Below are 20401 nucleotides of genomic sequence, written 5' to 3'. Positions count from 1 at the left end.
AAGGCTTCGCTCCCTTTAATGTTTAAAGGAAGCGTCCACCCTTGCACTTTTACTGAATGGTAATAATATCCTTATCACCAATAGATACCTTACCTGGCTTCTTCAAGGTTACGGAAGAGCCTTCTGGTAAATTGGAGAAAATAACAGGAGACATTACTGATGGTGCATGTGCTTTTACATATTCTAAATCCACTTCCATGATCGGCTGTCCAGCAGCTACAAGGTCGCCCTCTTCGACTAGAACTGTAAAGCCTTGACCTTTAAGCTTAACTGTATTAACCCCTATATGAACGAGCACTTCCTTACCTCCATCGGACATAATGCCGATCGCATGCTTGCTCGGGAACACATTAAACACTTTACCGTAGACCGGTGAAGCAATCTTTCCATCATCGGATAAGAAAGCAAAGCCATCACCCGTCATTTTTTGGGAGAATACTGCATCGGGAACCTCAATGATATCCACTAGTTCACCATTTACCGGAGAGACGATATCTTCTTTGATAATCGCTTCACCAGCTTCACCTGCCTGCTGTTCTTCTTCAGGCTGTGGCGTAGCCGCTACCGGCGTTGGTGCAGGTGTCTTCCCGCTAATTACATCTTGAATCTGAGATTTAATGGTATCGGAACGTGTGCCGAAGATCGCTTGAATGTTATTACCCACCTCAAGCACACCTGATGCACCTAACTTCTTCAGACGAGTCTTATCCACACCTGATTTATCTTTAACCTCCACACGAAGGCGGGTAATACAAGCATCCAGATGAGCGATGTTCTCTTTACCACCCAACGCAGACAAGATGTTTCGTGGTAAATCATCACCCGTTTTAGAAACGGCTTCTGTGTTAGTATCTTCAACCTCACCCGTATCCTCTTCACGACCCGGTGTCATCAGATTGAACTTCCGAATAACAAAGCGGAACCCGAAGTAGTAAATTACGGCAAGGGCAAGACCTACTGGAATTACGAGCCACCAAGCCGTACGGTTCGGGATAATACCAAAGAGCACGTAATCAATAAAACCTCCAGAGAAGGTCATACCAATCTTGACATTAAGAATATGCATGGTCATAAAGGACAAACCTGCAAAAACAGCATGTACTGCGAACAGCAATGGAGCTACGAACAAGAATGAGAATTCAAGCGGCTCTGTAATCCCTGTCAGGAATGAAGTCAATGCTGCGGAAAGCATCAAACCTCCGACAAGTTTTTTATTATGAGGTTTAGCTTCATGATAAATGGCCAAAGCAGCTGCTGGAAGACCGAACATCATGAAAGGATACTTACCTGTTGTAAATGTTCCTGCTGTGAATTCTACGCCATCACGAAGCTGCTGCATGAAGATCCGTTGGTCACCACGAACCAATTCCCCAGCTTTATCTACGTAGGTACCAAATTCATACCAGAACGGAGAATAGAAGATGTGATGCAGACCAAAAGGAATAAGCGAGCGTTCGATTGTTCCGAAGATAAACGCTGCGAGCGTTTTATTCGTATCAATCATACTTTGTGATACATAGTTCAGACCGTGTTGAATTGGCGGCCAAACTAAGGTCAATGCCAGACCAAGAATCAAAGACGTTACCGCAGTCATGATCGGAACGAAACGTTTACCTGCGAAGAAACCCAGGTAGGATGGAAGTTCGATTTTGAAGAATCGTTTGTACATGGACGATGCCAATATACCGACGAGTATACCTCCAAATACCCCCGTTTGCAGTGTTGGAATTCCTAAGACGCTAGCATAGGAAAAGTCGCCTTGGCTCAGGATATAATCATTGACGCCAATTACAGTACCCATCGTAACATTCATTACGAGGAAACCAATAATAGCGGCTAGACCAGCAACACCCTCACCACCGGATAAACCGATGGCAACACCCACGGCAAATAGTAAGGATAAATTATCAAATACAATTTGCCCTGAGTTCATCAATACGTTCGCAATTGCCTGAACTACATCGTTCTCAAGTGCCGGAACGTATTGTAGAAAATCGGGGTTTACCAGCATGTTTCCTATTCCAAGGAGCAGACCGGCTGCTGGCAGTATGGCTACTGGGAGCATCAGCGCTTTACCGACTCTTTGTAAAACGCCGAAAAGCTTTTTGAACATCATGGTCACTTCCTTTCATTATTCACATTTTCAGTAAAACAGATGCCAAAAAAGGCATGAGCAACACAGTATAAAGGTTGTTATCTAACGCTAAGGTTAGATTACCCCAAGATGGGGACTAGCAACCAAAATACTGTAAATCACTCATGCCTGATCGAATCAGTTACACGCTTGGTATTCTGTTTTAATTAGGACACCGATATTGTAGCACCGTTTTTTTGTAGTGACAAGCTTTTTTTAAAATATAAGAAAGTATAAGTTTCACTTTATATATTATCCTTATATTTCTCGCTTCGTCTCCATATCCACTTCATCCTCTTTCTTCTGGGCAAGACGTTGCAAATGAACTGTCAAATAACTGACCTCTGCTGGATACACAGGAATTCGCACTCGGTTCTCAATCACCTTAGTTAATTGCCAAGCCAAGGTATACATTTCGGGATACTCTCGTTTCATAAGACCATCCAGCGTAGAAGTCTCCCGCACTGATTCTCCACGACGCAGTCTTTCTAGAACAAATCGTAGATGAGTCACCAACCGCGAATAATCAAGTGAATCACGTGGAATTCGATATTCGAGATTATTCTCTACGATTCCGATCAAATCACCAATTAAAAGAGAATGCTGTCTGACCTCGGAAATTTGTCTATTACTCAGCGCGCTAACGATATGAAGTGCAACAAAACCCACCTCATCTACAGGCAATTCCACGCCCATGCCTTCATTAATCCGCTCAATCGCATACTCTGCCATCTTATACTCTTCAGGATAAATTTCCTTAGTCTCATACAGAAACGGATTATGAATTGGGATATCTTGTTCATAACGCCGTATAGCAAATGAGATATGATCAGTGAGTGCAATATGAACATGCTCATTAAGTGGTTGACTACTGCTATGCATAATATATAACAAAATTTCATGTACAATCTCAATCAACTTCTCATCCACTTGGGGAAGAAGCTGTTTATATTGTTCCTGTTCTTCCTGGCTGCGAAGAATAAACATCTTCTCCACGGAGGATAGATCAATCCGATCATGCAATTTTCGGTTAAACCCTATTCCTTTGCCAATCACTACAACCTCGGAATATTGGGGATGGTCTGCAATAATAACGTTGTTATTTAACACCTTTGCTACAGTTATGCTACTCATTTTTGACACCTCTTTTATTTCTAAACACCTGACTTCCAAGCAGCAAACGCAACATGAAACGGTACGATTAAAAAACTCTCGTTACCATCATATCATCAACATTCCGATATTAGAAGAACACTCTGCGTTCTATTTCACCCGAAAGGTTCGACTGGAGAACCTGTATACCAACGTCACGGCAATAACCATATAAGCAATCGTTCCCGCAAGAACAACTAGCGTAAATAGTGACGATGCTTTTGGAAATCCGATACAAGCGACGCTTAGTCCCAATACAATGCTGTTGACGATAAAAAAGAACGGATTTTTCATATTTAGCTCCGTGCTGTAGGGTTGAAAGATATAATACATGAACAAATGGTGCACTGAGAAGAACAAGGAAAGACAAAGAATCGTTACCCAAAAGATCACCGCATCCATCAAACCCCAATCTGCACCAGAGAGCAGAAACAGCAGAGTACATGCTAAACATATGGCGACAGCAGGAATAAGATTAAGGCCACTCAATTTAATTAGACGAATCTTAAAATTGTCTAGAATCGCAGCTTGTTCACGATAGAATCCATAACGCAACAAGCTTAGATCACAATTGTAAAACATCGCTTTGCATACGCGCTCACCTATAGAGGTATAGTTCATTATAAATACAAAAAAGGGAAGTCCACCGAGCAGATATGCTGTAAATTCGGACGAAGTCTCCGGCGAAATAAGCATCATTAGGACAGCCACTATAAAGAGCACACCAATGATCGTTAAACGCCTCTGGATGGGTTGAATCAACAAGCGTTTATGCCTGGAGAAAAAAATAGCATTTAGGTAGGCGTAACCTGTCTTTCCTTGAAAAGCTTTCCCCTTAAGTTCTTCCGACGAAAAGTCCTTCTCCTTGGTCTGAACATCTGCCACCCTCGCTTCTTTCATCATCCGGTTCATATCCAGCAATGGATCATCTATCTTGGTAACGACATCTACAGCACTGCGATAGTTAGGATATTTCCCAATATACACAGCTGCAATTCCTCCAAGTACAACAATCACAAAACTCACTGGGACACTAAATCCTGTCGCATCATTTACAAAAGCATATCCTAGATAAAGAGGCACATAGGCAAGTAGGCCACCTAGGCCAATCACCGACCACACCCAGCTCATCTTTTTAACTAACACAATTTCTTTTTTGTCAAAAAACCAAAGATTTAGCGCCTCGGTGACTATTCTCCAGGCCGTTAACAGTAGTGTTAGCCATACGCCATGCCATAGCGGTGCCCCAAAAATCCCCGCAAACACGGTTAATGCCGGAATAAAATATATAAAGAACGTTAGCCCTTTAAGCAAAAGCGTAGCATGCATATACTGTTTCGCCGGAATTCTCATCAGCTTCACACAGATATATTTATCCCGTTTGGGCTCTAATATAAATACATTCGAAACCCCAGCCACTATAAAGCTCAGAACTATAAAAATATGTAAGAACAATGCATACTGTTCGGCGAGCGGCAATTCTTTGTGTGTAAGGACGATTGGCAAATAGATCACAATTCCCAAATAGGCGAACTTGCCTAAAAACCCCCACACTACCTTCAATGCAAGTACTATCCCAGCGAAGACTTGTTTTAGTGCAATGTTAGAGTAAATATCCCCTTTTAAAAGTTTGCCAAGAACAGGCAGCTTTTTGAAATAGTAAATCAGCCGATTGGCTCCGGACGAACCTCTAATCCTCTGAATGCTGCGAAGTGTGCTAATCATTGTTGCCATCCTGAAGTAAAGCTATAATTTGCTCCTCAAATTCTGGACTTTGCAGAGTCTCACGCGGAATTTCTTGAAGGGTTCCATGATTTAGAATAACCAACTCGTCACATAAATCAGCGGCTAATTGCAAAATATGCGTAGAAAAAATAATGATGTGATCCTGCTTCATCTCACGCAGCAATTTCTTGATCTCAAGAGCCACAACCACGTCAAAAGAAGTTAAAGGCTCATCTAATAAAATCAAAGGCGGACGAGTAATGATAAAGCAGAGCATTTGAATTTTATTCTTCATCCCGTGGGAATAACCTTTAATCAGTCGGTGTCGATCTTCTTCCTCAAACTTAATAAATGAAAAATAATCTTCAATGCTTTTATTCGGGTCGATCTTCTCTCGGTTGATGTCCATATAAAACTTTACGAACTCATAACCTGTCAGAAACTCAGGCAAAATGGGTAGGGAAAATACATATCCGATGTCCTCGTCACGAAGCGGACGGGCACTATCCTTCTCACCAATAAAGGCAGCTCCGCTATCCATTTGGATCTCACCACTCAAACAATTGAAAAGTGTGGTTTTACCTGCTCCATTCCGTCCAAGCAGCCCGTAGATCTTCCCTCTTTCAAAGGTGAAGTCTGCATCTTTAATCACCTGTTTACCATCGAAGCTTTTATGGATATGATCTAAAGTTAGTTGCACGCTCGCGCACCTCTCCTATTCTATAGCTAAGACCCAAAACATAGAGTAAGCCCGGTAGCAATCACCGAGCTTACCTTAAGTTAAATCATTCTATAGTAGTTATTGCTTTAACTAGTCTTCAAGTTGCTCAGCCACAGAAGTTGAAGCTTTGCTCGCTCCCCCCGATGCTGCAGGAGGTTGTATGGAGGTCACGGATGTGACCGGAACAGCCTTGCTTCCAGTTGACCCTGAGGATCTAGTCGTCAGCCCTTTGATCAGGGCCTCTACGTCAATTCCAGAGACGCTCTTCAGCATCTCAGGAGCCGTAGACATCAACTGGGTTACATAGTTGCTGACACGTGCTGCACCTTCACCATTACCGGTATCTACAACCGTAAGCTTATCAATGGATGCCAGCGGCTTCGCGATTTGGCCAGCCAAATCAGGCAGCATTTTGACGATAATATCGAGCACGGCTGCTTCGCCGAATTTCTGGAAAGCTTCCGCCAGCTTTTCTTTGGCTTCTGCTTCCGCTAGACCGCGCAACCGGATAACCTCAGCATCCGCTGTACCTTTAGCCAGCTCTGCATCCGCCATCGCTTGACCTTCAAGACGCTTCTGCTCAGCTGTCGCTTTAGCTTGCGTTTCAATACTATATTGCAAGGCATCTGCCTCACGCATTCTCTTCGCCTTATCAGCTTCCGCCGCTTGCTCTACTGCGTAACGATCCGCTTCCGCTTTTTTCTTCACTTCTGCGTCGTACTGCTTCTCACGAACTTGAATTTCTTTGGCTTGCAAATCGATTTCACGTTCCTTACGTACCAGCTCAACCTTCATCTGTTCTTCAACAACGGTCTGCTTTGCACGTGCCTCTTGAATATGATAAGCCTGGTCGGCTTCCGCTTTCGCTGTATCCTGATCCCGTTTAAACGCAGCCACTTTAAGCTGGTTTTCCTTGGAGGCTTCGGCGATATTCGTATCCCGCAGCAGTTCTGCTTTTTGCCCTTGCTCTTCAGCGTTTGCCTTTTGAATTCTCGCATCCCGCACCGCTTCTGCTTCAGCGATCTCTGCATCCCGCTTCACTGCAGCTATCCGCGGTTTACCTAATGCGTCAAGATATCCATGTTTGTCTCGGACATCCTTGATAGTAAAGGAAACAATTTGCAGACCCATTTTCTTAAGATCACGTGCCGCCACGCCTTGAACCTCTTGCGCAAAACGGTCACGGTTACGATATACTTCCTCAACGGTCATCGAACCGAGAATGGCCCGTAGATGACCCTCAAGAACTTCTTGTGCTTCGCTCTTCAGCGCTTCAATCGGTTTGCCCATAAATTGCTCAGCGGCTGTCGCCACATCTTCAGTCGAGCTACCCACTTTAATAATCGCTACACCGTCAGCAATAACCGGAACCCCTTGTTCGGTGTATACTTCCGGGGTCGTCACATCGAGTTTATGAGAAAGAAGCGACATAAATTCAGCCTTCTGAAAGATAGGGAGGATAAATGCCCCGCCCCCACGTACTATCTTTATTTTACGACCAGATCCATCGTCTGAAATATGATTTTTCCCCAAGAACGACCCCGTTACGATCATCCCTTCATCTGGTCCAACAGTTTTGTAACGTGCCCAGAATGCGATACCTAGCACAAACAAAACAGCAACGACAACAGCAGGGACTAACAAATACTCAGGAATACCGAACATTAAAGATCCACTCCTCTTCTCTTTTCGAATTCTGACACCAATGCAACGCCTTCTCTAACCTCCACTACAACAACTTTAATCCCTGCCGGAAGCAGCTCATGATCAAAGCTTGCTGCCGTATGCAGGCTATTGCCGGCGCCAAACTTTACCATAATCTCACCATAACCCGTGGCGGGAACAGGAATTGTGATTTCCCCGATCTTGCCAGGCAGATCACTCATAGAGAACCCATTGGACATTTCGCTTTTTTCCATGGGCTTAACCACCCCTAGATACATAAGTACTCCCAAAAAAGCGGCGGCTAACAAAGACAAAGCAATGATCGCCCCAGCTTCCAGAGCGCTGTACCGGGTTAGAAGAATGCCCGCTCCGCCGAACACGGTTATTCCTCCTGCCAGTACGGTGGGATTCAGAAAATCTACGGATACGAAATCAAAGACCCCATGCAAGGCATCTCCGATCACATCGCCCACCAGGACGCTGACTATGGCAAATATGACGCCTAGCGCCAAGCAGCCTAAATACAGCGTTTGCATTTTTATTTCCTCCTGTCTTCAATCAGGACTGTCATATTACATTAAACGTACAAAGTAGGTCCTTGGTTTCACAATCTTTGGATATTTAGCCATAAAAGTTCCATTCTGAGGATAAACGCACGAAAAATGCGGTCAGCAGCAGCGGAGATCAGGGACGATGTTGAGGAGAAATCCACAGTAGAGCATAAACGCAAAGAAGCAATTCATCCATTACGGAAGAATCGCTTCTTTGACGTTCTATAACATCTTCTAGACTAAAGATGAAGGGTCTCTTTCGTAGACGAATCTACTTACAGAGCCATTTTATAAATTTCAACTACATCCTCACGGTCAAGCTTGCGGAAATTACCAAACGGTCCGAAACGAACCGCCTTATCAGCCATACTGCCGATCTCGCTGTCATCAATATCATAATCAGCGAGTGTCTTCGGTGCGCCAATGGAATCCCAGAAGTTACGCAGCGCTTCAATTCCTTCCAGCCCTATTTCCTTATCGTTCTTGCCCGCAGGATCAACTCCAAACACGTTTACAGCAAGCTTGCGGAAACGGGCAGGATCAGTATCGATATTATATTTCATCCATTGTGGGAACAGAATGGCCAGGCCTCCACCGTGTGGAATGTCGTATACAGCTGATACTGCGTGCTCGATGTTGTGAGTCGCCCAATCTCCTGCAAAACCCATGCTAACCATACCGTTAAGCGCCATTGTGCCGCAGTACATGATCGTCTCACGCAGTTCGTAATTATTCAAATCTTCAATAAGCTTCGGTGCGGTTTCGATCACCGTACGTAGCAAAGTCTCACAGAAGCCGTCTTGTACCGGTGTGTTGCCATCAGTATGGAAATAGTGCTCCAGAACATGAGACATGATATCTACCATGCCGTAGACCGTCTGATCACGTGGCAGAGTGAAGGTATTCTCTGGGTCAAGAATCGAAAATGCCGGGAATGCATGAATACTGCCCCAGCCCATTTTTTCCTTGGTCACTTCGTTGGTGATTACAGAGCCGCTATTCATTTCTGATCCTGTAGCTGCCATCGTCAGTACTGTACCGAGTGGGAGAGCGTCTTGAGCAGCTGCCTTACGTTCAACAAAGTCCCACATGTCACCCTCATATTTCGCCCCAACAGCAACTGCTTTAGCGCAGTCCAACACGCTACCACCACCTACAGCGAGGATGAGGTCGATATTATGCTCGTGACACAGCTCTACACCTTTATGTACGGTGGAAAGGCGTGGATTCGGCTCTACACCTGAGAGTTCAGTAACCACAGCATCTATTGCACTCAGCTCAGCCATTACCTTATCGTACAGACCGCTACGCTTGATACTACCGCCACCGTACATCAACAATACATTCTTGCCATACTTAGGAACCTCAGTCTTCAACGCTTCCAGCGTACCCTGTCCAAAAATCAACTTGGTAGGATTATAAAAATCAAATTTACGCATATGTGTAAACCTCCATTAGTTATTTCAGAATGTTTTGCTCACTCGTATTATAAACCTCTGAATACCCTCATTCAAATGGATTAGCTTCAAGCCACATAAATATCCCCACAAAGTGGTGCTTTGCTTCGATGCAAACTCAGGTACTTTGCGGGGCCCCCAAATATATAACCTAAAAAAAAGATGTCCTTAAGCCTACAGGCTTAAGGACATCCCCTTTCCAAACTTTAAATCGCGCCGAAGCTCTTCACGAAACGACGGAAAGCAGCTTGCCCTTCCGGAGTCCGTTTATAGACACCCGCGTGTTCAAGAATATGTGTAAATTTGATGCCGACTTCGTTCTGCACAATCTTGACGGCTTCTTCATGCTGTAATGCCGTTCCGAAACGCTCTACAAGCTCCTTAACCCAAGCAGCGTGCTGCGCAAGTGGATGACTAGGATCATTCTTCACCGCTTCTAATAGTGCTTGATCTCCTGTAAGGATGCTCGCAATAGAATCAAGCTCTTCCTTCAGACGACCTGGCAGAATTGCGAGTCCCATGACCTCGATCAAGCCGATATTTTCTTTCTTGATATGGTGCATCTCCCGATGGGGATGGAAAATCCCTTCAGGATATTGCTCGTTAGTCCGGTTGTTACGCAGCACGAGATCCATCTCGAAGCTGCCATCTTCTGCCCGACGAACGATTGGAGTAACGGTATTATGAGGCTGCACTTCACCATCAACTTCGCTGAATGCCAACACTTCTGCTTCAGGATCACTATACGCCTTCCAAGCTTCATAAAGTGCATTGCCACACTCCAGCAATACCGCTCGATCGTCACCATTCAAACGTAATACGGACATAGGCCATTTTACGATATTAATGCTGACACCCGGATAAGATGCATGCGTGAACGTATCTTCCTTAGGCGCTTTCTGAATAGGGAAGGTGTGACGTCCACCTTGAAAGTGGTCATGCGTCAGAATCGATCCGCCAACAATCGGCAAGTCTGCATTCGAGCCAATAAAATAGTGCGGGAAAGATTCCACGAAGCTAAGTAGCCTCTTCAAGGTATCCTTGGTAAGCTTCATTGGCACATGATCATGATGGAATACAATACAGTGCTCGTTATAGTAAACATATGGCGAATACTGAAAGAGCCATTTCTCATTATTCAGCTGAAGTGGAATGACACGCAGGTTCTGGCGCGGCGGATGATTAACCCGACCAGCATACCCAACATTCTCGCGGCACAGCAGACATTTTGGATAGACCGGCGGCGGGAGCAAGCGGGCCATAGCAATTTCCTTCGGACTCTTCTCAGGCTTGGACAAATTGATTGTCATCTCGATGTCACCGTAAGGCGAATCTTGCAGCCAGTAGACATTCTTGGAAATCCGGTCCATCCGGATATAGTTGGAATCTATGCTTAATTTATAAAAGCGATCTGTAGCCGCGGAGATACCTTTTTCAGCAGCTAAACGGTTGAACTCCGCATTTACGTCTGATGGACGGGCCATTAGGAGTCCCATAATCTTGGCATCCAGCAAGTCACGGTAAGTGTCGCTATTCTCTGGAATCAATCCGATTTCAAAACCATAATCAATCAGTGCATCCAGTGGAACCTGTGGACCTGTAAGTGGACTTTGATCGATCTCGCCAACGAACGGCTCACTAAATCCGAACTGATCTAGCAGCACATTACGGCTATAGTCTTCATCTGATGGAGCAATGAGCTGCTCACGTAGTGCAAACAGAACTAGCTGCTCAATCGCATGTAAGGCTTTCTGGCCAGCAGGCGTAACCTTATTCTCGTTGTGCATTTTCAATTCTCCTTAAGTAGGGTCTCATGCTCTAGTTAAGCTATGCTAAAGCCCCTTATTCTCCGTACCCCTGCGGATTGGCAGAATGCCAGTTCCAGGCGCTTTGAATGATATTCTCTAAGTCAGCATGCTGAGGGTTCCATCCAAGGATAGAGCGCGCTTTATCGGAGGAAGCTACCAGTACTGCCGGATCTCCAGCACGGCGTTCTTGAATAACTACAGGGATTTCTAGTCCTGTAACTTTCTTCGCAGTTTCAATAACCTGTTTTACCGAGAAGCCAAGTCCATTTCCCAAGTTAAAAATATTACTGCTGCTTCCGCTACGCAGATAAGTTATTGCGCGAACATGGGCGTCAGCCAGATCGCTAACATGAATGTAGTCGCGCACACAAGTACCGTCTTCTGTAGGATAGTCGTCTCCGAATACGGCGATGCTCTCCCGTTGCTTCAAAGCGGTTTGCAATACCAGCGGAACCAAATGACTTTCCGGACGATGGTCTTCACCGATTTTGCCACTAGCATGTGCACCTGCAGCATTAAAATAACGAAGCGCTACATATTTGATACCCAGTACTTTATCAAACCAAGCCATCATGCGTTCCATAGTCAGCTTAGTTTCGCCATATACGTTTGCTGGCTCGGTACGGTCTGTTTCTTCAATCGGCACCTTTTCCGGTTCGCCGTAGGTTGCAGCTGTAGACGAGAATACGATTTTGTTCACGCCAGCTTTTTGCATAGCTTCCAAAAGGCATTGTGTGCCGTATACGTTGTTGTCATAATATTTCACTGGGTCCTTCATGCTTTCACCAACCAAAGAGCTTGCTGCAAAATGGATAACCGCATCAATCTCATTCTCGGCGAACAGCTTACCCAGCAGCTCCTTATCACGCAGATCGCCTTCGTACAGCTTGCCACCCAGTAGCGCCTCACGATGCCCTGTTAGCAGATTGTCGATGACGACCACTTCTTCGCCGCGATCCAACAGCTCTGCTACAGTATGAGATCCAATATACCCTGCTCCGCCTGTTACTAAAATTGCCATTTGATTACACTCCCTTCAATTCTTGGACACCATTACCGATGCCGCAAACGTAGAACTCACCAACCAAACCAGATCTTGTGGTATATGCCTCGCCTACTTCACGAATGAAACGTTCTACATCATCTTCATGTACCAAGGATACAGTACAGCCACCGAAACCTGCACCAGTCATACGAGAACCCAGTGTACCGGGAATACGCTGTGCTTCTTCAACCATAATATCTAGCTCTTCACAGCTAACTTCATACAAATCACGCAAGGAAGTATGTGAGTCATTCATGAACTGTCCAAACTGCTTCAGATCATTGTTCTTTAAGACCTCAACGGATTCTAGTACACGTTGATTCTCTTCCACAACATGGCGAGCGCGGCGTCTAACAATTTCATCTGTGATTTTATCTTGATGTGCTTCGAATTGTTCACGATTGAGCTGTGCCAGATAAGCTAGTGAAGGAACTTCTTTTTGCAAAATAGACAAGGCTTCATCACACTGCTGACGACGCTCATTGTACTTGGAATCTACAAGTCCTCTGCGTTTGTTCGTGTTGCCGATAACCAGTTTGTAAGCACCAGTGATGAAAGGTACCAGATTATATTCAAGCGTATCGCACATTAACAGGATTGCATGATCTCGTTTGCCATTAGCAACTGCGAACTGATCCATAATTCCGGAGTTTACACCTACGTACTGGTTCTCAGCACGCTGAGACAAGAGTGCAATCTCAACGGTATCCGTGTCGCCGCCTTCGAGAGTTAGGAAAGCATAAGCAGTCACGACTTCAAGAGAAGCCGATGAGGACAAGCCTGCGCCATTCGGAATATCACCATGAAACAGCAGATCGTAACCTTTAGATACTGGAGTGTTTTTCTTCTCCAATTCAACCATTACTCCAACCGGATAGTCGATCCATTCTCCAGTTTTGGCCTTGCCAATTTCACTATAATCAATAGATGCTTCATAAGGAAAATTAGTAGATGCAAAATTCACTTTGCTGTCACTGCGTGGACGGACAATCAATGTTGTTCCGAATTCCAAAGCTGCCGGCAGCACGTATCCACCGTTATAATCCAAGTGCTCTCCAATGAGATTAACACGGCCTGGTGCATAAAATACTTGAGCTTCTTGCTCGCTTACCCCGTACTTTTCGATGAATTTCTTTTTAAGTTCCTGTGTGCTCATTAATGCCACTCCATCCTTTCGCTGCTTCAGCCAGTGGGAATAAGTAAAGCGTTCTTTATGTATTCATTATAATAGAATCAGTCATCCTCTGATAATGCAATCATGTGTGTAATGTATGGATAAATGTGACTTCCCATAATATAATAATTACACAAATAATTGATACACCCTAAACTATAAGCCATAAAATGACAATAACACAAGAAAGGCTGTCTCAAATGGAGCATACTTATTCCGTAGGATCTAATCCCGTATATTACGATAAACAAAATCTCCATGTACTGTTTGCTGGTCAAAGTCAGACGATTCCTATGCATCAAGCTGGCCCTAAGATTTACGATTATTATTTACTTCACTTTATAGAGTCTGGCTCAGGTGTTTTCCGTACTGAACATCATCAATATGCACTGGGAAAAGGTGACTGCTTCCTTATTCATCCAGGACAGCTGGTCAGTTATGTTTCGGATAAAGATCAGCCCTGGTGCTATCGCTGGGCAGCTTTTACTGGGAGTGAGGCTGATAGCCTCGTGCTGCAGACAGGCTTTACACCTCAAAAACCTGTGGTGACTACAACGGGTGATAGCGTCATCCCAGGTGCCCTTTCCAGTATCATGCAAGCCTTCAAAGCAAACAAAGAAAGTGCACACCTAACTTCTCTAGGGTATCTTTATCTCATTGTAGGTGAAGCCGCAGATTTACTCTCTTCCTTCTCCCGTCTTCCTGGAGCTGAATCGCAGGTTAAGCGTACTGTGAAGCAAATGATCCACTACATGGCCTCCCAATATGCTCATCCAGTATCCATTGAACAAATGTGTGATACTCTTGGCTATAACCGAGCCTATCTATCCCGTGTATTTAAGCAAGAGACCGGACTATCTCCGGTGACCTACTTGCTGAAGCTGCGCATTGAAAAGTCCAGACAGCTGCTGCGTGAACGACCCGAGCTGTCCGTGGAACAGGTAGCAGCATCCGTGGGGCTCACCGATGCTTTATATTTCTCACGCCAATTCAAACGGTTTTGTGCTCAGTCACCCACCGCTTACCGTCTCACAACGACTAGACATGTAAAAAAGACAAATCAGTAAGGGAAGCCTTTGAAAAAGGGATTCACATATTAGGCAAGTCCAATATGTGAATCCCTTTATTAAGCTGATCTTTCAGTTAGCTTCGGTTATGTTGCATATAGACTCAGATATTCAGGGTAAGCACGAAGATGTATCTCTTTTGCCCTTTTCTGAGCCATTTCCTTCAGTTCTGGCACTTGCTCCGCTTCAACATAGTCAGCGAGAACATCAATCACATCATCAAGGAGCTTCGCTCTAAAATAAAACTCAATCCGTTCCAATATTGCAAGGCCTGCTAAATCAATAACTAGATCCCTACAGTAAGTCCAATCTTTTGATTTATAGAGCGGCCAAAGTAGTACGGAATAATCCATTGCAGCGTCTCCAAAAACCGTAAGGTCATCCCAATCAATAATCCAAAATTCATTATTATCATTGACTAAGATATTCTGCCAATTCACATCATTGTGTACGATGTCCGACGCCTTTCTCTGAAAAGAAGGGTGCTGACTAACCATAATTCTCAAAGCTTCCACTTCTGTATCGAACCAATCTAAAGTGTCCGCCGTTACGAAGTCCAGCAAATGCTTTTCCGCTCTAATAATTTGCAGATCTTCTTCAAATCGATTGATGTATTCGTCAGTAAATGCGGCGGCATAATTGTAGTCCTCATCCTCACTTACAACTGCCATCCTAATTCCTTTATCCGCATGTAATTGATGAAGGGACCTCAGAACCTTTTCAACCACTGGCAGTGGATCGGAAATGGAGCTTAATGGTTTACCTTCGATAAAATCAAACACTAAACCATAAGAATAACCAGATGTTATTTCTTGTGTAATCTCCCTAATCAACCGTGGTGCCTTGTAATTATAAGTCAAATGTTCACTGATCTTAACCCATTGTTTAAGTCCCACTGCTTTTTGTTCTTGCGAGAGTTTTAAATGACGAAAGGTTTGACCATCCGTTATGCGATAAGATTGGTTTACAAACCCTCCAGGATTCCAAATATACTTAGCCTCAATCTTCGACCTATTTAAGCCTATAGATTCCGAGTTGGCTTCGGCCCACTCTTTCACCTTGTTCTCATCTTGAAGCAACTCCATCGATGCAGCTCATCCCTTCACCTACGTCTTCATCCAGTTCCATTCTCCGTTTGAAGAATAGTCTCAATGCGATCCAATTCTGCCTGCGAGAACTCCAAATGCTGAAGTGCAGCTATATTCTCTTCAATCTGACTAACTCTGCTAGCCCCTATCAATGCAGAAGTAACCTTCCCATCACGTAGTGTCCAAGCTAGTGCAAGCTGCGCCAAACTCTGGCCTCTTGAAACAGCAAGCTGATTTAACGCGTGGATCTTGCGCTTCACATCCGGTGTAATTCGGCTTTCATTTAACGCAGCAGAGGGTTTGGCCGCTCTTGATCCTTCTGGGATTCCATTTAAATACTTATTGGTTAACAATCCTTGAGCCAGAGGTGTAAAAGCGATACTGCCAACTCCGCTCTGTTCCAGCACACCCTGTAAACTCCCCTCAATCCAGCGATCGAGCATAGAATAACTCGGCTGATGAATTAAGAGCGGCGTTCCTAAGCTGTTCAAGATTCTAACCGCTTCGAGCGTCTGCTCCGCGGTATAGTTAGATAATCCTATATACAGAGCTTTGCCGGAACGCACAGCATGGTCGAGCGCCTGCATGGTTTCTTCAAGAGGTGTTTCCGGGTCCGGCCGATGCGAATAATAGATATCAACATAATCTATGCCCAGCCGCTTCAGACTCTGATCCAGACTAGCCAGCATATATTTACGCGAACCCCATTCGCCATAAGGACCGGGCCACATGTTGTACCCTGCTTTTGTAGAAATCACCACTTCATCTCGATATGGAGCCATATCACTTGCAAGCACTTTACCAAAGAGCTCTTCTGCTGAACCCGCTGGTGGTCCATAGTTGTTGGCTAGATCAAAATGAGTAATTCCAAGATCAAAAGCACGAGTGATCATTTCTCTGCCATTCTCGTAAGTATCAATTCCACCAAAATTCTGCCATAGTCCTAATGAGATTGCCGGAAGCTTAAGACCTGAGTTCCCGCAACGGTTATAACGCATGTCTTCATATCGTGCTTCATTTGCTACATATACCATTGCTTATCCCTGCCCCTCATTACGCGCTGTTTCTGTACTACCTTATCTTTAAACTACTAAGCGCAATAATAATCTGGCAACCGACAAGCCATGAGATTATCCCTTCTAACCAAGCAGATCCTTTACACTGCCGAGTACTTTCCCAATCCGATCTGTAATCAGAAGATCAGCTTGATCATCAAAAGGTGTCGGGTCGCCATTCAGCAGCACCGTACGTTTGCCCCGGAAATAAGTGACTAGACTAGCTGCAGGCTGGACAGTAAGAGAGGTTCCACCAATCATAAGCATATCTGCAGCTGCTATCGCTTCGACAGAACTCACCAGCACCGAGTGGTCCAATTCTTCTTCATATAGCACAACATCCGGCTTAATAATACCACCACATTCGGGGCAGCGAGGGACGATCTCAGTGGTACTTAGGAGCTGCTCCAGCCCGTAATAACGTGAGCAGTCCATGCAATAGTTACGATGAATGGAACCATGCAGCTCAAGTACCTTTTGGCTACCCGCCAGCTGATGTAGGCCATCAATATTTTGCGTAATAACTGCTTTAAGCTTGCCCTGCCGTTCTAACTCTGCAAGCAGCAGATGTGCACCATTCGGACGAGCATCGGGATGAATCATTTTACTGCGGTAAAAATCAAAAAAAATGTCCGGTGAGGACATAAAAAAAGTTCGGCTCAGCATCACTTCAGGCGGATAAGGTGAATTGTGCTGAGTCTGGTATAATCCTGCTGCCGAGCGGAAATCCGGGATCCCACTCTCTGTTGATGTACCTGCCCCTCCGAAAAAAACGATGTTGTCACAGTCTTTAATCCAAGAAGCAAGTGTCTGCAATTGATCCATATGTTGTAGCACATCCTTTCCATTAGTATGCTGATCAGTAGGTGATCCTTAGCTCATTATAGCTAGAAATAATCACATCTGCGTCAATCAAGTGATTTCCATCACCCATGTTGGAGATTCCAACGGCGAGGCGTAAGCCTGCACCTTTACCCAATTGCATATCTGCATTACTGTCACCAATAATAATCGTCACTTCAGGAGACAGCCCCAGCTCCCGGCAGGCTAATTCAGCCATTTCAGGTGCGGGTTTTCCATTTAATACTCTGTCTCTTGTAACTACCGAATGGAAGTAATGAGCAATACCAAGCCAATCCAGATGCTCCTGAGTGGTCTTTGCGCCATCTGAGGTAACCACCCCTAGCTTGAGTGATGCAGCCGCGCACTGTTCCAGAAAAGGAAGAAGCCCTTCTAGAGGTTGTGCCGTGCGGCGTTTGCGTAATTCATACATAGCGTCCTTAGCTATACTCTTTACACGGGTCAACGCTTCATTCCAAGGAACACCAGCAGCATACAGCTGCCATGCAAGCACACCATAACTTTCTTCTTCTGTAGCCATGGTGAGCGGCCCTGCTGGATCATAACCAATCAACTTTCCTGCAGCATCATGCTGGGTACCTAGCACTTTACTCCGATCCACGATAAAATCAGTTCCCATAATCGCAAGCTGATTTTCCATTCCACATAGTACAAGCTCGGCCCAATTCCCCCAAGTGGCTAATAGATCCAATAACGTGCCATCTTTGTCGAACAATATTCCTGAACAGGGTATGCATTCATCGTTAATCTGTAATTCTGGCATAAGTATCCTCCCTTTGTTGGAAAGACCGAAGACTACCTGATATTCCCAAGCCAATCCAGCATGGCGCGCACAGTGTCATTTTGCTGTTCTTCTTCGGAAATGGTTGCTTTCCCGTCTCCTTTTTGTGGTCCATAACTTCCAAACTGAGCGTGATTTCCACCGACGATTGAACTATAAATCGTATTATCTGGCAAATAGGAACGTCCTTTGTTGTAGCTGTCTCTGTCAATAACCTGATCCTCTGTACCCACTACCGACAATACTGACAAAGTAGTCTCACGCAGACTACCTTTTTCATCTGGATAAGAAGCCAGGAAAAACACACCTTCCAGCTGGTCCGCATGCTCAATCGCATAACGTGACGCCATGACACCCCCAAGCGAATGCCCACCTAGAACAAAAGATTGCTTTGGATGCACACGAATAATCTCTTCTGCAGCATCGCCCTTTGTTACCGCTAAATTAAGCGGCATTTTAGCGATGTAGAACGGATGCCCCGCAGCAGCAATGCCCTTCGCCAGTGGGGAGTAAGCTTCTGGTTTCACCAGAGCTCCAGGGTAAAATATGATCGAGGCCCCCTTAGTAATGGAGGGTTCGAACGAAATCCAGTTTTCATTCTGTTCAACTGTAACTCCACCGCTTGAAATCAGTGCAGTTTCGGCTTCTTCTGCCGGTGCATACGGAGTTAAATATTTCCAAATCAGCAATCCGGCTACAACAAGAATGATTAGTACAATTAAACCAATACGACGCTTAGTTATTCTTTTCTTCAACATGCTCCACTCCCGGATGTTACTGCATATAAGAAAATTATAGTAGAAACCCACTGTTCTAACAACCTTCAACACATCGCCACATTTGGCACTTATGACAACGCTTTCAATAGTGAGTTAATTCACAATTCAATTGAAGAAAATCTTGTATTTTAAAATTAAAGCATCAAGCATCTTTGGGGGGAAGTCATGGTAGGGGAAAACTCGCTAGACACGCCTGGAAAGACCTTTTTTCTAAATTTACGTTTTGTTCTCATTGTTACTGTAATCGTTGGAAACGCCATAGAACCATTGATAGGCTCAATGAGCAGCTTGTATAGCTTATATATGTGGATCTTCAGCTTTCATATGCCGCTCTTCGTGCTCGTTACAGGTTTTTTTGCCAATAAACACCTTACAGGTACACAAGGCCGTCGCATTATCATGCAAATCGGATTCCAGTACATTATTTTTCAAAGCCTCTACTCTGTGCTGGACGCCACCATATATCAGGTGCAGGGTATCCATCATTCCTTTTTCGCCCCCTATTTGCTCTTATGGTTCCTGGCAAGTCATGCCTTCTGGCGTATACTGATGATCGGGATGCGTAAATGGGCGCCTGCCACTCAATTCATTTTTGCTGTCGCCGCTGGAATTGCCGTTGGGTACCTACAGCTTGATGGCGTATGGTTCAGCATTAGCCGCACTTTTGTATACCTGCCATTCTTCGTATTAGGTTATCATTTTTCGTTCCAGTCCTTTTCTCGCTTTTTTCAAAAATGGATTAAAATTACCGCTGCCGCAGTCTCCATCCTTCTATTCCTTCTGTTTGCATCTTGGGGATCAGACTTGCCGATAGGCTGGCTTTATGGAAGTATGACCTACATGCAGCTTGGGCTTCAAGAATGGTACGCAGGAATTTATCGTCTGGGCGTTTACGGGCTACAAATCACTGCTGCACTAGCGTTTATGGGGTGGATTCCTTACTCGCTTAGCCGGCTGACTGACTGGGGCTCCCGTACGTTATATGTTTTTCTACTTCACGGATTTATCGTTCGTTTTGCTGCTATTTCTGGCCTGTACGCTTATATCAACCATTCTATAGGTGCCATGTTATTGGTGCTTTCTGCAATCTTACTGACCATTCTCTTAGCCCAACCAAGTGTAAAAAGGCTGCTGCATCCTATTGTTGAGCCCCCCGTTGGCTGGATGATCACCCTGCAGCGTGTTGCCTTAAGGCGCTCATTATAAGTGGCCTATCCCCTTGCGGATAGGTTTTTTTATACTATTTAAGGTCGGTCTCCTCATGAGAAACTTCACATTGTCCGGTAGAAAAAACGTGCTCTTTGTGATAGACTCACTAATAACAATGACTTCTCCGTT

The 20401-nt window shown here is 44.8% G+C and carries 17 protein-coding genes; 2 read left to right on the top strand and 15 right to left on the bottom strand.

The genetic code is table 11. The features are described from left to right. Positions 1-49 precede the first annotated feature (49 nt). The 10 genes from ptsG to MKX60_RS27335 form a co-directional block, all read right to left on the bottom strand. Entirely contained in the window at positions 50-2113 is a 2064-nt protein-coding gene (gene ptsG / locus MKX60_RS27380) for a glucose-specific PTS transporter subunit IIBC (RefSeq protein WP_341061727.1), read from the bottom strand. Positions 2114-2392: 279 nt separating this feature from the next. Then, positions 2393-3268, bottom strand: coding sequence for a glucose PTS transporter transcription antiterminator GlcT (gene glcT / locus MKX60_RS27375; protein WP_149645820.1), 876 nt, complete (start codon positions 3266-3268; stop codon positions 2393-2395). Between the two features lie 129 nt (positions 3269-3397). After that, entirely contained in the window at positions 3398-5011 is a 1614-nt protein-coding gene (locus MKX60_RS27370; RefSeq protein WP_341061538.1) for a hypothetical protein, read from the bottom strand. Continuing rightward, the gene (locus MKX60_RS27365) at positions 5004-5711 is read right to left on the bottom strand and encodes an ABC transporter ATP-binding protein (protein ID WP_076284239.1); all 708 of its coding nucleotides are present in this window, start codon (positions 5709-5711) and stop codon (positions 5004-5006) included. Before MKX60_RS27365 ends, MKX60_RS27370 begins: the two co-directional genes overlap by 8 nt. A gap of 111 nt (positions 5712-5822) precedes the next feature. Continuing rightward, positions 5823-7397 carry a flotillin family protein gene (locus tag MKX60_RS27360; protein ID WP_076284240.1) on the bottom strand — a complete coding sequence of 525 codons (1575 nt, stop codon included), beginning with the start codon at positions 7395-7397 and terminating at the stop codon, positions 5823-5825. Continuing rightward, positions 7397-7933: a hypothetical protein gene (locus MKX60_RS27355; protein WP_042186148.1), complete on the bottom strand. Its 537-nt coding sequence runs from the start codon at positions 7931-7933 to the stop codon at positions 7397-7399. The genes MKX60_RS27360 and MKX60_RS27355 overlap by 1 nt, the downstream gene beginning before the upstream one ends. A 290-nt stretch (positions 7934-8223) precedes the next feature. Further along, positions 8224-9387 (bottom strand): iron-containing alcohol dehydrogenase, encoded by a 1164-nt coding sequence (locus MKX60_RS27350; protein ID WP_076284241.1) that lies wholly within the window; start codon positions 9385-9387, stop codon positions 8224-8226. Between the two features lie 224 nt (positions 9388-9611). Next, positions 9612-11192: a UDP-glucose--hexose-1-phosphate uridylyltransferase gene (locus MKX60_RS27345; protein ID WP_076284242.1), complete on the bottom strand. Its 1581-nt coding sequence runs from the start codon at positions 11190-11192 to the stop codon at positions 9612-9614. Between the two features lie 55 nt (positions 11193-11247). Next, complete coding sequence (gene galE, locus MKX60_RS27340; RefSeq protein ID WP_341061537.1) at positions 11248-12234, bottom strand: UDP-glucose 4-epimerase GalE; 987 nt, start codon at positions 12232-12234, stop codon at positions 11248-11250. Positions 12235-12238: 4 nt separating this feature from the next. Beyond that, positions 12239-13414: a galactokinase gene (locus MKX60_RS27335; RefSeq protein ID WP_060625251.1), complete on the bottom strand. Its 1176-nt coding sequence runs from the start codon at positions 13412-13414 to the stop codon at positions 12239-12241. A 218-nt stretch (positions 13415-13632) separates the two neighbouring features. On the opposite strand from MKX60_RS27335, the gene MKX60_RS27330 reads away from it, so the two are divergent. After that, positions 13633-14499, top strand: a complete 867-nt coding sequence (locus MKX60_RS27330; RefSeq protein ID WP_042186139.1) for an AraC family transcriptional regulator — start codon at positions 13633-13635, stop codon at positions 14497-14499. An 86-nt stretch (positions 14500-14585) separates the two neighbouring features. Here the strand turns inward: MKX60_RS27330 and MKX60_RS27325 are convergent, their stop codons facing one another. The 5 genes from MKX60_RS27325 to MKX60_RS27305 all read right to left on the bottom strand — a co-directional run bounded on the left by MKX60_RS27325 (position 14586) and on the right by MKX60_RS27305 (position 19042). Next, positions 14586-15584, bottom strand: a complete 999-nt coding sequence (locus tag MKX60_RS27325; protein ID WP_042186136.1) for an aminoglycoside phosphotransferase family protein — start codon at positions 15582-15584, stop codon at positions 14586-14588. A gap of 29 nt (positions 15585-15613) precedes the next feature. Next, positions 15614-16621 carry an L-glyceraldehyde 3-phosphate reductase gene (mgrA, locus tag MKX60_RS27320; protein ID WP_341061536.1) on the bottom strand — a complete coding sequence of 336 codons (1008 nt, stop codon included), beginning with the start codon at positions 16619-16621 and terminating at the stop codon, positions 15614-15616. Between the two features lie 105 nt (positions 16622-16726). After that, complete coding sequence (locus MKX60_RS27315; protein ID WP_076284245.1) at positions 16727-17467, bottom strand: NAD-dependent protein deacylase; 741 nt, start codon at positions 17465-17467, stop codon at positions 16727-16729. A 34-nt stretch (positions 17468-17501) separates the two neighbouring features. Continuing rightward, a complete protein-coding gene (locus MKX60_RS27310) occupies positions 17502-18266 on the bottom strand; it encodes an HAD family hydrolase (RefSeq protein ID WP_076300028.1) in 765 nt (254 codons plus the stop codon). Positions 18267-18298: 32 nt separating this feature from the next. Beyond that, positions 18299-19042 (bottom strand): alpha/beta hydrolase, encoded by a 744-nt coding sequence (locus MKX60_RS27305; protein WP_076300029.1) that lies wholly within the window; start codon positions 19040-19042, stop codon positions 18299-18301. A 186-nt stretch (positions 19043-19228) separates the two neighbouring features. Here MKX60_RS27305 and MKX60_RS27300 point away from each other — a divergent pair, with 186 nt between their 5' ends. Beyond that, on the top strand, positions 19229-20269 hold the full coding sequence (locus MKX60_RS27300) for an acyltransferase family protein (protein WP_341061535.1): 1041 nt from the start codon (positions 19229-19231) through the stop codon (positions 20267-20269). The last annotated feature ends 132 nt before the right edge of the window (positions 20270-20401 follow it).

The sequence above is a fragment of the Paenibacillus sp. FSL R5-0914 genome (assembly GCF_038004525.1).
GTDB lineage: Bacteria > Bacillota > Bacilli > Paenibacillales > Paenibacillaceae > Paenibacillus_AQ.
This window is presented reverse-complemented; position numbering and strand designations above follow the sequence as displayed.